The following is a 12,187-nucleotide window of genomic DNA, read 5'->3' on the forward strand; positions in this document are numbered from 1 at the left end:
TGTTGACCTGGTTTTCACTCTGCGTTTTGAGCAGAGTGAAAGTCTCATGCTCTGGATTGCTACGCTGCGGCGTTAATTCGCTCCAGGAGGAGAAAGCAGCGCATATTATAGACGATATTGGCCAGCCCGATCCTCATGGTGGCTCACGTTATGTCTACGGTTCGTATGAACAGTCCTGTCTGCGCTTTCTGATCGGCAAAAACATGTTCGACACGCGACCGGATAACGGACTTTCCTGCATTCGATTTCTGGATATCTCGTGGCATGGGTTTGAGATAAGGCTTTTTCCTGTGAACCTTCGAGACAGAGCCATGCTTTTCCATGAAGTCCTCATTGGCTTTTGAGCGGTAGGCTGTATCTGCCCAGACATCAGACGCCGTATTGCTGTGATCAAGAAGCTCCTCACGTAGTCTGACACCATCGCTGGCAGCGGCATCCGTTTTCCATTTGCGGATCAGCCGAAACTTTCGGTTGATGGAAATATGCGATTTATAGCCAAAGAAAGGAATGGCAAGATCCGTAGACGGGATCGTCCCGTCATCCTGACGCTTTGCCTTGGTGAATTTCAGGGTCCAGCGTGCATGACGATCTTTATGGGACAGCTTTGACGGCTTGTCCTGCCAATCCTGTAGGATCCGTCCTTCCCGCAGATCGGCCTTCTCCCCATTGGTATTGCGCTGCTTTGGGGCCGCTACCAGTGTAGCGTCCAGGATCTGGCCTGACATCAGCAGATAACCGGCATTCCGCAGGATCGCATCAAAGCGCTTGAACAAAACATCAATTGCTCCCGCCTGTGTCAGACGCTCACGAAACAGCCACACGGTCTTGGCATCAGGCACGCGCTCAGACAGTCCCAGACCAAGGAAACGCATGAAGGAAAGACGGTCATTGATCAGGTATTCTGTCCGTTCGTCCGACAGGTTGTTCAGCGTCTGGATGACCAGAATTTTGAACATCAGCACTGGATCAAACGGAGGACGACCGCCTTTGCTTTCGTCTGAATAGGCCAACGCCCTGTTCAACTACGGACGAAATACCTCAAAATCTACGGTACGGGAAAACGCTTCAAGTTGGTCACCAAGCCCACTGAACCGAGCAGGCCGCTCTTCAACATCAAAGAAACCAGACTGCGTCATGAGCCACTCTTTCAGTCATCACACAAGAGAGGGAATCACAGAGAAAGACCCAAAACCAGAGGGTTTTTCTAACCCTCCAGGTAAATACTAAAGTCAGAACTGGCTGATGCAATTTTACCCGCACGCTTATGGAATATCCTCAACATAAAGTGTGCGGGTGCGTCCCAAGCCTAGCATAGGCGAACAACCGCTACTGGACAGATACCAGAAGAACCGAGGTCTTTTTTAAGTGATCTGAACTCTCGGCATTCTCAGCCATTAATCTGTCTCCTTAATGGAGGCAAACATGCCGTTTCCAGATAGTGCTCTCCCCATCAATCCTACGAAAGCTCCCGGCTCTCCTGACGAACGGGAACACTTCGATCCATATCCGGATAAAAGTCCTATTACGGACGAACCGCCTGAAGAAGAATATCCCGGGAAATCATATCCTCCGGAGAGGAGAGCACCCCCTCCTCCGCAAGGTGAGCCTCCCGCACTCCCCGAGGGTCCTGACAATCCGACCAATCAGGTTCTGAGATTGTTCGAACCGCAATTCGTGGCGAGCATCTGATAATGCCCCACGACTGTGCGCGAGGATCCGGCGAGGCTACTCCTTGCGCCGAATACTGGGAGAGACGCGACAGGAATAGTCGCGTCCTTCCAGTTATCAATACTGATCCTGTATCGCTGAGCCGGCAATTCCTATTTTGGCGAAAACCAAGAATTGTGGCGATCCCCGTGTGTAATGAACAAGAACATATTATCCCCTGCCTTCTCGCCCTGGCGGCGCAGAAGCACCTTCCGCATAGGGTCGTTCTTTGGATCAACAATACGACCGACGAAACTGATAACCGGGCACATTCTCTTATCCCCAGCCTGCCATTCGAGCTGGAAACTGTCACGGTCTGCTATCCTCCCGCAATGGCGAGTGCCGGGAAGGCGCGACGTGACGCCATGGCACATGCCGCCAAAACCGCGTCCCCGGACGCGATCCTTCTGACTACGGATGCCGATAGCGAAGTTGCGAGCGACTGGATGGACAGTATTCTCGAGGCTTTTATTCAATATCCTGTTGAAGCGGTTTTTGGGCGGGTTCTTCTTCTACCTGAAGAATACAAAAAGATTCCTCCTCATCTTCATGAAGATGAGAAATTGGAACGGGCCTATGGTGCGATTTTGGACCAGATCGAGCTGCTTCTCTCTCCCGAACCACACGACCCGTGGCCCCGGCATCTGGAACATTCAGGCGCCAGTATCGCTGTAACGCATGCGGCCTGGCGCAGGACGGGCGGCATCCCGAACGTGCCTTCCGGAGAAGACCGGGCTTTCGCCAGGATCCTGCGACAGAACGGCATTGCGGCTCGTCATGCCCCACAGGTGCAGGTATACGTCTCCGCGCGCCTTCAGGGCCGCGCACGCGGCGGAATGGCGGAAACTCTGACGCGTCGCCTGATCGCCCAAGACGAATATATTGACGATGCCTTCGAACCTGTTTCCAGACGTCTGCTGAGACTTCGCAGAGAACGAACATACTGGCAGAGCCAATCTTCTTGCCTCGATATTTCCTATCCCGACCTTCCTGTAGTCTGCATCCGCAGAAACGATCTGCAGCAACATCATGAACGGGCCCTAAGGGTACTCAAGCGCCTTCGCCAGATGAAACAGTGTTTACCGAAGAGGTTCCCGATCGAGACAGCCGGTCAATACGATATCCCTTTCCCTGCTCTGACAGCTCCGGAATCCAGTGTTTTTCCCGACAGGCCCTGATGAAGTGCTCGGCCGCCTCATAACCCGTGCATGGCGTATCGGTCTGCCCTGTCCAATTTACGATCAGGATATGCCCTTCAGATTTCAGGCTCTCCATGACCATGTCCGCCAGTCGACGGATGTCTTTTGGAGAAAGGAAGTAAAGAAGCTCGGAAATAAGAACGAGGTCGCAGCCCGCGGCTTCCGCAACTGGATAATCCGCTGGTAGGAACGCTTTCAGAAAGCTGACATGCGCCTGCCCTTCACACCGCCGTCCCGCAATCGCCAGTGCATTTTCCGAAGCATCGAAGGCTAGAACACGCCCGCAGCGCTGCGCCAATGCCAGGGTGCCGACACCAATCGCACATCCGAGTTCCACCGCGAAGAAAATGGGCGCCGCCGGAAGACATTCCAGAACCCGCGACAGTTTCTGACGCTCATACGGACGGCTTTCAAAGCCCCATGGGTCTGGATTATTATGAAACAGACGTTCAAAGACTTCCGGTTTCCATGTCTCGTTACTCATGACGCGATGAAGATTTCATAGGGCTGAAGCATTTTCTCCAGCAGATGATCGGGAAGAACAAAGCCGCCCGGATCATCATCCACAACCAGCCCCCTCTGGCTTCGATGCGCCTCAACGGCATTCCGTTTCCTGTCCAGAAACGGCCGGATATCAAGCCGCCACCCTACCGGGGTGGCCTCATCGATTTCCATTTCAGGCGGCAGTGTCAGCCCCCAGACAGGATAGGACAGGAGCCTCAGTTGCGGCAGCAGGGCCTTCAGCTTCTGCCCCATGATCCAGACAGCTTCGTGATCACAGTGCGGATCGTACCGCCAGGGAACCAGAACCGTCTGGCACTCATAGCGATCGATCATTTCGGTAAGGCTACGGATGACAGCATCGAAACTATCGCCTTGTGTTGGAAGGCTTGCATCCTGCAATTCCAGAAATAGCAGTCGCTCGGAAGGAAGGCCGAGCACTGCCGCCGCGTCCCGGCTTTCTTCCTGACGAAGCCGCGCAATCCGCGCGGGCGGCCATGCCACTGAACCACGATGGGACGCAGAGCCGTCAGAAACGATCACAACCACCGGAGGATACCCCTCCTGCACCGCAGAGGCAATAAATCCCCCACATCCCAGACTCTCATCATCCGGATGTGGAGAAAGAATAAGCGTGGTTCCAGAGGCAATCGTCTCAAGGGGCGCGACCGCAAAGTCTGCGAAATACTGAAGCATATCCCGGACCTTCATAAGCAGTCCTCCGGCCAGTCATGACTGACAAACCAGGCCGCGCCTTCTGTCAGAGCCTCGTCCGGAGCAGGCTGTCGCAGATAAGTCGCCAGATCCCGAATGATCTGTTCGACGGCCCGCCCTTTTACAAAAGCCGAAAGCCCCAGACCACGCTGCACCAGCGTGATCAACTCCAGAGCTGCGCGTTCAACAGCCAGCCGCGCCAGATTGACAGTCGCCGTAACCTCCTCGGAGGGCATCTCCGGACAATCACATGCAGCATGAGCGGCCTGCCTGACCCACAGGGAGGCCGTTTTCTGAAGGATCATCGCGTCTCCGATCCGGCAAAGCTGATGCGGGTTGTGGACCCGCTTCCGGGCCAGAAGTTCTTCCCTCAGCAGATCGACCAGCCGGTCCATAGCGCCAATCGCGACCGCCGATCCGCGCCATGCTCCTGCGGAAAACTCAGGCTGCCGCAGATAATCTCCCGCCGTCCCCAGAATATCCTGAGCAGAGACCGTCAACCCGGTAAAATCATAAGCACCCGTTCCGCTTGCCTGCATCCCGGTCAGCTTGCCCGGACCTGGCTGTCTGCGAGCGGCATCCGTGGTCGGCACGAGGAGCATGACCGACTCTTCCTGCTCGGTCGTTGCCGTAATTAGCGCAAGACCAACCTCATTGACGCCGCTGGCAAATCCCTTGATCCCGGAGAGCCTGCAGAGGCCCCCTTCCTTCCGTATGGTCACAGGAGGGTCCCCGTCTGTGACCCATATCCCGGTCAAAATTCCTTTTTTCGATGTTGTGGCCAACGTGTGACGCTGCTCTTGCGTGCCATACAGCGCCACAAGACGGATAACATTCACATGCCCTTCAAGACACCGTCCCAGCGACAGGCTTAAATAACCCGTTCGCCGCAGCAGCAACGAAAGAAACTGTCCCCTGTCAGACGGAGAGGCCAATCCAAGCCCTCCTTCCTCAACGAAAAGAAGGGCATCCAGTATCCCGCTCTGTCGCAGGGATTTCAGGAGGTCTGACGGGAACAGATTTTCTGTTGGCGTGAAGGGTCTGGCTTTCCAGTCCGCAAACAGATGATTCAGTCGGCCCCGAAAGACAGATCGTTCCTCCTCGATCATCTCATGACCAGAATTCGACATGCCCTGTGACCCTTCCGCGCAGCCCGATCAGGGCAACGCCTGGAAGCCGATCATGGATCCCGATTAAAATAGCACCGCCGGTCACTATTCTGCGGGAATGATGAAGGCGCACCATCCCATGGTGAGCACCATGCGTCCCGTCATGCCGCTTCAGAGACCGGTGAATGTGTCTCAGGCATGCCCCATGCAAACAGACAGGCCACCCCTGCCCCCGTCAGGCCCAGGATAATGAAGGTCGTATTGAACCCGTAGGCTGATGTCAGGGCGCCCCCCGCAAGATTGGACAGGAGCGCACCGATGGTCCCCAGAGCCAACCCCAGCCCGATAAGCAGATTGCGCCGCCCACTTCCAGACGCGATATCCGAAAGAATGGCATAGAACAGCACCAGAATGATGCCTGAAGACAATCCGTCGAGGATCTGGACCAGGACCAGCGTCGGCCAGTCCGCGCTCAGGATCACCAGACCGTCCCGCACGGGTTGCATGGCGAGTGCGAACACGAACAGCGGCTTGCGAGGCCATTGCGGCGCCTTTTTACCCACGAGAAGGGCTACGGGCGCCATGGTGATCTGGGCGACCACGATACAGATGGCCGTCACGCTCGCCGGATCGCCCAAGTGGAAAAAGGCATAACGCTCGATCATGAGCGGGACCACGGCGCCATTGGCGATATTGAACAGCAGATAGGTCACCAGAAAAACGGCCAGCCGTGTCTCGGAAAGGAACGTAAAAATGGCACGCAGGGTCTGCCGCAGCGAAGCGGTATCCCGAGACCGTTCCGAAGGGGTGTCCGCGCGTTTCGAAAGGCCCCCGACCAGCAGCAGACTGACTGCCGCAAATCCTCCCACCCCCCACAGGGGAGCAACAGGCCCCATCACCCTGCCAAGAAGGCTCATCACGAAGCCGGATGACGCATTGCCCAGATGATTGAAGGATTCATTGCGGCCCATACGCGCGATATAGCCTCTAGCTCCTGCCGTATGATGGCTGACGGCCGCAAGAATGGGCGTAAAAAGAGCCCCTGCGCCGCCTGCGATGAAATGGGCCAGAACAATGGGATAAAACAGCGGCGTCCAAGCCATCACCGCGACGGACAGAAACGTCACGGTACAGCAGGCAGCGAGCATCAGGCGCCTGCGCGGGAAGATATCCAGAGCCCATCCGCCGATAAAGCGGGCCAGAACCGCCCCAAGTCCGCCCGCTGCAATCGCCGCACCAATCCGGCTTGAAGGCCAGCCCTGTATCGTCAGGAAGGCTGTCAGAAAGTTCCCCAGATTGTCCTGAACATCAGCAAGAAGGAAGCTCAGACCGTCCAGGGAAACGTCGTCCCTCCCGGGCCGGATCTGTGCTCTGTTTTTCGTCATCATAATTCCCGTCAAAGTCTTTTTGCAGTCGTCCCTCGTACTGAACGGTCGGCTCACGGGTCCGTTACAAAAAAACAGTAGGGGTTCTCCTTTTTTGAAAAGGCAGATCCTGTGTGGTCAGGTCCATACCTGCGGGATATTTATTATCAGCGCGCATTCTATGACTGGGATCACAGAGAATTCCTTGAAACCTAAACGCTCCCGGACGCTTACAACCTGACACGCTGAAAAAACCTGACACCGAACGGAGCGCCCTCCCATGACCGATGTGTCTGTCGCCAGCCCCTGTCACCTCCAGATCAATGGAAAATCCTACTCTGCCGACCTGCCACCCAGCGTAACCCTGCTGGACCTGCTGCGGGAGCGTCTGGACCTCACAGGAACGAAGAAGGGATGCGATCACGGGCAGTGCGGTGCCTGCACCGTTCTCGTCGATGGCAAGCGGGTCAAAAGCTGCCTCATCCTGGCCGTATCGATCCCGGACGCCGAGGTCACAACGATTGAAGGTCTGGCACCGGATGGACATCTGCACCCTATGCAACAGGCCTTTATCGACCGGGACGCTTTCCAGTGCGGATACTGCACGCCGGGTCAGATCATGTCGGCGGTGGCGCTTCTAGAAGAAGGACATGTCCACACCCGCGAGGAAATCCGCGAATTCATGAGCGGCAATCTCTGCCGGTGCGGCGCCTATAACGGTATTATCGATGCCATTGAGCAGGTCCTTGCCCAGCATCAGCAAGACAGGGCTGGAGAGGCCGCATGAGACAGTTCTCCTATTCCCGTCCCGACACACTTGACGCAGCACAGCGCATCCCTGAGCATACGCGTTACCTCGCAGGAGGCACCAACCTCATCGACCTCATGAAATCGGACGTCGAACGCCCCAAACATGTCGTCGATCTCAATGCCCTGTCCATGAGCCAGATCGAGGAACGCCCTGATGGAGGTCTGCGCATTGGTGCCCTCGCCACCAATGCCGATACCGCAGCCCACCCGCTCGTTACCGAGCGCTATCCCCTTCTAGCCTCCGCCATCCTTGCCGGTGCAAGCCCCCAGATCCGTAACAGGGCCACGAATGGCGGAAACCTGAACCAGCGCACCCGCTGCCACTATTTCTATGACCCGGACATGGCCTGCAACAAGCGCTCCCCCGGTACGGGATGCTCCGCCAAAGGCGGTCGCAACCGGATCATGGCCATCCTCGGCACCAGCGAGGCCTGTATCGCCACATTCCCGTCCGATATGTGCGTGGCCCTCGCGGCCATGAACGCGACAGTCAACCTCACAGGTCCCGAGGGCGAGCGCAGTGTTCCTCTGCGCGACTATCACCGCCTGCCGGAAAACACACCCTGGCAGGACAACATCCTGCGCGCTGGCGAAATCGTCACGTCCATCGATCTTCCGCCGCTCAGCTTCGGGCCTCATCATACCTATCTCAAGATCCGCGACCGCCTGTCTTTCGCCTTCGCCATCGTGTCCGTCGCAGCGGGACTGCAGATGGAAAACAACACGATCCGCAAGGCCTGCATCGCCATGGGCGGCGTCGGTACAAAACCCTGGTGTGTCCCGGAAGCCGAAGCCCTCCTTGAAGGGAAAACACCGTCCCCTTCCCTGTTCCGCGACGCTGCCGACTGCCTGCTGCAAGGGGCCGTCACCGACCGCGACAACGCCGCAAAGCTGAAGCTGGCCCCCCGCGTTATCATCCGCGCCCTCTCGCAGGCCGCTGCAGGCACGCCCCAGTCCCAGACGCAAAAGACCATTTTCTGAAAGAACCCGGGTATGACCCTCCATTCAGCAAAAATCGGACAGCCCGTCTCCCGGATCGATGGCATCGCCAAGGTGACGGGACAGGCCCGCTACGCCGCCGAACCGCATCCTGCCGGCATGCTGTACGGCTTCATCGTCAACAGCCCCATCGCCCGTGGCCGGATCGAGGCGATCCGCGACGAAGCCGCCCGCGCGGTGCCAGGCGTAGTGGAGGTCATGACGCATCTCAACCGCCCCCACAGCGCGCTTTTTGAAAAATCCTACATGGATGGTCTGGGCGTCCCCGGCTCTCCCTACAGACCACTCCATGACGCGGAAATCAGCTTCAATGGCCAGCCCGTTGCCGTTGTCCTCGCAGAGACATTCGAAGCCGCCCGTGAAGCCGCCATGCGTCTCGAAGTGGATTACGAACGCTGGCCGCATAATGCGGATTTCGAAGCATCCCTGCACCAGAAATACATGCCCGGCAAAACCCGCAGCAATTACGTGCCGCCGAAATCACGCGGGAACGCTGCCGAGGCCTATGCCCTCAGCCCGATCAAGATCGAAGGACGCTATCACCTCGCTCCCGAGCATCACAATCCCATGGAAATGCACGCCACGACCGTTATCGTCGAGGAGGACGGCACCTTCACGGTCTGGGACAAGACACAGGGTCCGCAGGCCGTACAGGCCTATCTGACGAGCGCCCTGTCCCTTTCCAAAGATCAGGTCCGCGTGCGCAATCCCTATGTCGGCGGGGCATTCGGCTCCGGCCTGCGCGCCCAGCACAACGTTTTTCTCGCAGTTCTCGCCGCGAAAATGCTGAATCGTTCGGTCCGTGTCACCCTGACGCGCCAACAGATGTTCACCCATGTCTTCCGCCCTGAAGCCGTTATGGATATCGCCCTTGGTGCCCAGCCGGACGGTACGTTGCAGTCCATGATCGTCAATGGCGTGACAGACACATCGCGCTTTGAGCACAATATGGAAAATCTCGTGATCTGGGGGCTGATCAATTACAAATGCCCCAATGCCACGGCCGATTACAAAGTCGCCCCGCGTGACACCTACACTTCCAGCGACATGCGTGCTCCCGGAGCCGCCACAGGCGTCAACCTCTTTGAAATGGCCATCGATGAAATGGCCTATGCCTGCAACATGGACCCGTTGGATTTTCGCCTGCACAACTATTCCGACATCGACGCCATGCATGACATGCCGCTGACCAGCAAAGCGCTGAAGGAGGCCATGCATGAAGGCGCCGAGCGCTTTGGTTGGCAGAACCGGCCCATGGCACCGCAAAGCATGCGCGACGGAAAAGATCTGATCGGCTGGGGCATGGCGACAGGCATCTGGGACGCGATGTTCTCCCCAACATCAGCCCGCGCCACTCTGACCGCCGATGGACGCCTGCATATCGCAACCGCCGCCTCCGATATCGGAACCGGAACCTACACGATTTTGGCCCAGACTGCCTCGGAAGCCTTCGGCATCCCCATGGAGATGATCGATATCGAACTGGGCGATTCAACCCTTCCCGAATGCCCGACGGAGGGCGGCTCATGGACAGCCGCCTCCGCAGGGGCCGCTGTCTGGCTCGCCTGCCAAAGCCTGCGCGAGAAGCTGTTTAAGGCTGTAGGCAAAAGCGGAAACATTTCCGCCTGGCTGACGGAAGGACTGTCGAATAATACCACAGTGCTAAAGGACGGATTTCTTCAGGATAAAGGCGCAGATGAAAACCTCAGACTGTCCCTCTCCGAAGCCCTGTCCCTGACAGGTCAGGACAGGCTTGAAGTCGAGGAAACCGCAAAACCTGGCCTACGCGGCACCATCAGCCAGATGAGAAAAGCCCGCTTCACCCACAGCGCCGTTTTCTGCGAAGTCCGCGTGGATGAGGAACTTGGCATCGTCCGTGTGACACGGTTGGTCAATGCCGTCGCCGCCGGTCGCATCATGAACCCCAAGACCGCAGCCAGTCAGGTCCGGGGCGCCATGGTCATGGCAACAGGCATGGCGCTTCACGAAGAGTCCCTGATGGACGAACGGGTCGGCCGCTTCATGAACCATAATTTTTCCGAGTATCACATCCCGGCCCACGCCGACATTCCGGACATGGACGTCCTCTTCATCGCGGAAGAAGACCCCGAAGTCAGTCCGCTTGGAATCAAGGGTGTGGGCGAAATCGGTATGTGTGGAACGGCGGCCGCCATCGCCAACGCCGTCTTCCATGCCACAGGCCAGCGCCACCGCAACCTGCCCATCACACCCGGCGACTGATCCCTGAGCTTCTTCCGGGAAACCGCCCGGAAGAAGCGCATAACGCTGTCATCAGCCGTTGATGATCATGCCGCCATTCACATGCAGCGTCTGTCCCGTCACGAAGGACGCATCCTCGCTCGCCAGATAGACATAAGCCGGACCAAGCTCCGTCGGATCCCCACAACGCCCCATCGGCGTGTCCTTGCCCAGATCGGCAACCGCCTGCGGATCAACAACACCCCAGCTTGCCGGCTGAAGCGGCGTCCAGACCGGCCCCGGCGCCACGGCGTTTACCCGGATTCCCTTTGACACCAGCTGAAGCGCAAGAGACCGCGTCATCCCCATCTCCGCCGCCTTGGTCGTGGAATAGGCCAGAAGCGCCTTGTTCCCTGCAAATGCATTGATGGAGGACGTATTGACGATAGCGCTCCCTTTCTTCAGATGCGCAAGCGCCGCTCGGACGAGATAGAAATACCCGTTGATATTAGTGTCCATATGGCGTTGCCATTCCTCATCGGAGACGGCTTCGATGTCTTCTTCGACAATCTGGACACCAGCGTTGTTGACGAGAATATCGAGACCGCCCAGCTCATTCACCGTGCGTGCCACGGCATCATTGCAGACCTGGCTGGAAGAGACATCACCGGCAATGGCCAGCCCCTTGCGCCCTTCCTTTTCAATAAGACGGACGGTCTCCTGTGCATCCTCATGCTCCTCCAAATACAGAATCGCCACATCAGCACCCTCACGGGCGAAATGGATAGCCGCAGCACGCCCGATTCCGCTATCGCCCCCACTGATCAGGGCCTTCTTTCCCTCAAGCTTACCGCTGCCACGATAATCAGGCCGGATGTGAATGGCCTTGGGCTGCATCAGGCCTTCCAAGCCGGGTTGATGATCCTGAGATTGGGGAAGAATATGATCAGGCATGAAACACCACTCCAAAAGGGGTCTGGTGTTTTCCGAAGAAAACACGTCTGCCATGTTCAACTGCCAGGGCAGCCAAGTGTTGCCTCACGTATCTGACGGATGATCTGCTGTCGTGCACAATTCGCAGAAGACGAACGCATCTTCTGCCGACACGAGACGGCAAAGCGCGACATCGACCTGATAATATGGACATTGCAAAATGGTGCAGCGGGCTTCAACGCCGATCTTCCGCTTTCGGATTGTCTGAAAAACCCTAGCTGTCAGGTTGTGAGACGTGGAGGGTTCTAAAAACTCCATGGTTTTGAGTGCGTATCTGTGATTCTATACCTCCTGTGGTGATTGGGTGGATGAATGAATAATGAAACAGCCTGGTTTCTTTGATGTTGAAGAGCGGCTTGCTCGTTTGAGCGGTCTTGGCGATCAGCTTGAAGCGTTTTCCCGGACTGTGGATTTTGAGGTGTTCCGCCCTGATCTGGAGAAGGCTCTGGCCTATTCAGATGGAAGCAAGGGCGGGCGACCGCCATTTGATCCTGTGCTGATGTTCAAGATCCTGGTGATCCAGACGCTCAACAATCTGTCCGACGAGCGGACGGAAGAGGTGGACCCCATTTTTCGGACAGGGCAACAAGCT

Annotated in this window: 9 protein-coding genes and 2 pseudogenes; 5 read left to right on the forward strand and 6 right to left on the reverse strand. The window is 57.2% G+C overall.

Annotation, left to right across the window (positions count from 1 at the left end):
• Positions 1–59 precede the first annotated feature (59 nt).
• Positions 60–1,136 (reverse strand): annotated as a pseudogene (locus GJA01_RS12665) (IS5 family transposase).
• 555 nt (positions 1,137–1,691) lie between these two features.
• Here GJA01_RS12665 and GJA01_RS12675 point away from each other — a divergent pair.
• Entirely contained in the window at positions 1,692–2,885 is a 1,194-nt protein-coding gene (locus GJA01_RS12675) for a glycosyltransferase (RefSeq protein ID WP_456303596.1), read from the forward strand.
• 73 nt (positions 2,886–2,958) lie between these two features.
• Here GJA01_RS12675 and GJA01_RS12680 read toward each other — a convergent pair.
• The 4 genes and pseudogenes from GJA01_RS12680 to GJA01_RS12695 form a co-directional block, all read right to left on the reverse strand.
• A pseudogene (locus tag GJA01_RS12680) lies at positions 2,959–3,390 on the reverse strand (methyltransferase domain-containing protein); the annotation flags it as partial.
• Complete coding sequence (locus GJA01_RS12685) at positions 3,387–4,118, reverse strand: PIG-L deacetylase family protein (protein ID WP_082785181.1); 732 nt, start codon at positions 4,116–4,118, stop codon at positions 3,387–3,389. The pseudogene GJA01_RS12680 and the gene GJA01_RS12685, both read right to left, overlap by 4 nt.
• Positions 4,115–5,251: an acyl-CoA dehydrogenase family protein gene (locus GJA01_RS12690; RefSeq protein ID WP_062502530.1), complete on the reverse strand. Its 1,137-nt coding sequence runs from the start codon at positions 5,249–5,251 to the stop codon at positions 4,115–4,117. Before GJA01_RS12690 ends, GJA01_RS12685 begins: the two co-directional genes overlap by 4 nt.
• A gap of 140 nt (positions 5,252–5,391) precedes the next feature.
• A complete protein-coding gene (locus tag GJA01_RS12695) occupies positions 5,392–6,618 on the reverse strand; it encodes an MFS transporter (protein ID WP_253783083.1) in 1,227 nt (408 codons plus the stop codon).
• A gap of 256 nt (positions 6,619–6,874) precedes the next feature.
• On the opposite strand from GJA01_RS12695, the gene GJA01_RS12700 reads away from it, so the two are divergent.
• From GJA01_RS12700 to GJA01_RS12710, 3 genes are read left to right on the forward strand one after another with little or no spacing between them, the layout of a single operon-like run.
• The gene (locus GJA01_RS12700) at positions 6,875–7,381 is read left to right on the forward strand and encodes a (2Fe-2S)-binding protein (RefSeq protein ID WP_062502531.1); all 507 of its coding nucleotides are present in this window, start codon (positions 6,875–6,877) and stop codon (positions 7,379–7,381) included.
• Positions 7,378–8,385, forward strand: a complete 1,008-nt coding sequence (locus GJA01_RS12705) for an FAD binding domain-containing protein (RefSeq protein WP_062502532.1) — start codon at positions 7,378–7,380, stop codon at positions 8,383–8,385. Before GJA01_RS12700 ends, GJA01_RS12705 begins: the two co-directional genes overlap by 4 nt.
• A 12-nt stretch (positions 8,386–8,397) precedes the next feature.
• Complete coding sequence (locus GJA01_RS12710) at positions 8,398–10,644, forward strand: xanthine dehydrogenase family protein molybdopterin-binding subunit (RefSeq protein ID WP_062502533.1); 2,247 nt, start codon at positions 8,398–8,400, stop codon at positions 10,642–10,644.
• Positions 10,645–10,695: 51 nt separating this feature from the next.
• On the opposite strand, the gene GJA01_RS12715 is transcribed toward GJA01_RS12710, so the two are convergent.
• Positions 10,696–11,556 (reverse strand): glucose 1-dehydrogenase, encoded by an 861-nt coding sequence (locus tag GJA01_RS12715; RefSeq protein WP_062502534.1) that lies wholly within the window; start codon positions 11,554–11,556, stop codon positions 10,696–10,698.
• 355 nt (positions 11,557–11,911) lie between these two features.
• Between GJA01_RS12715 and GJA01_RS12725 the strand changes: the two genes are divergently transcribed.
• Positions 11,912–12,187: transposase (locus tag GJA01_RS12725; RefSeq protein ID WP_174694502.1), on the forward strand; the 276-nt coding region annotated here is incomplete at its 3' end.

Source organism: Gluconobacter japonicus (assembly GCF_002723975.1).
GTDB lineage: Bacteria > Pseudomonadota > Alphaproteobacteria > Acetobacterales > Acetobacteraceae > Gluconobacter > Gluconobacter japonicus.

Coding starts and splice junctions, on each gene's coding strand:
- GJA01_RS12675 (WP_456303596.1), top strand. CDS start 1,692: ATGCCCCACGACTGTGCGCGAGGATCCGGCGAGGCTACTCCTTGCGCC.
- GJA01_RS12685 (WP_082785181.1), bottom strand. CDS start 4,118: ATGAAGGTCCGGGATATGCTTCAGTATTTCGCAGACTTTGCGGTCGCG.
- GJA01_RS12690 (WP_062502530.1), bottom strand. CDS start 5,251: ATGTCGAATTCTGGTCATGAGATGATCGAGGAGGAACGATCTGTCTTT.
- GJA01_RS12695 (WP_253783083.1), bottom strand. CDS start 6,618: ATGATGACGAAAAACAGAGCACAGATCCGGCCCGGGAGGGACGACGTT.
- GJA01_RS12700 (WP_062502531.1), top strand. CDS start 6,875: ATGACCGATGTGTCTGTCGCCAGCCCCTGTCACCTCCAGATCAATGGA.
- GJA01_RS12705 (WP_062502532.1), top strand. CDS start 7,378: ATGAGACAGTTCTCCTATTCCCGTCCCGACACACTTGACGCAGCACAG.
- GJA01_RS12710 (WP_062502533.1), top strand. CDS start 8,398: ATGACCCTCCATTCAGCAAAAATCGGACAGCCCGTCTCCCGGATCGAT.
- GJA01_RS12715 (WP_062502534.1), bottom strand. CDS start 11,556: ATGCCTGATCATATTCTTCCCCAATCTCAGGATCATCAACCCGGCTTG.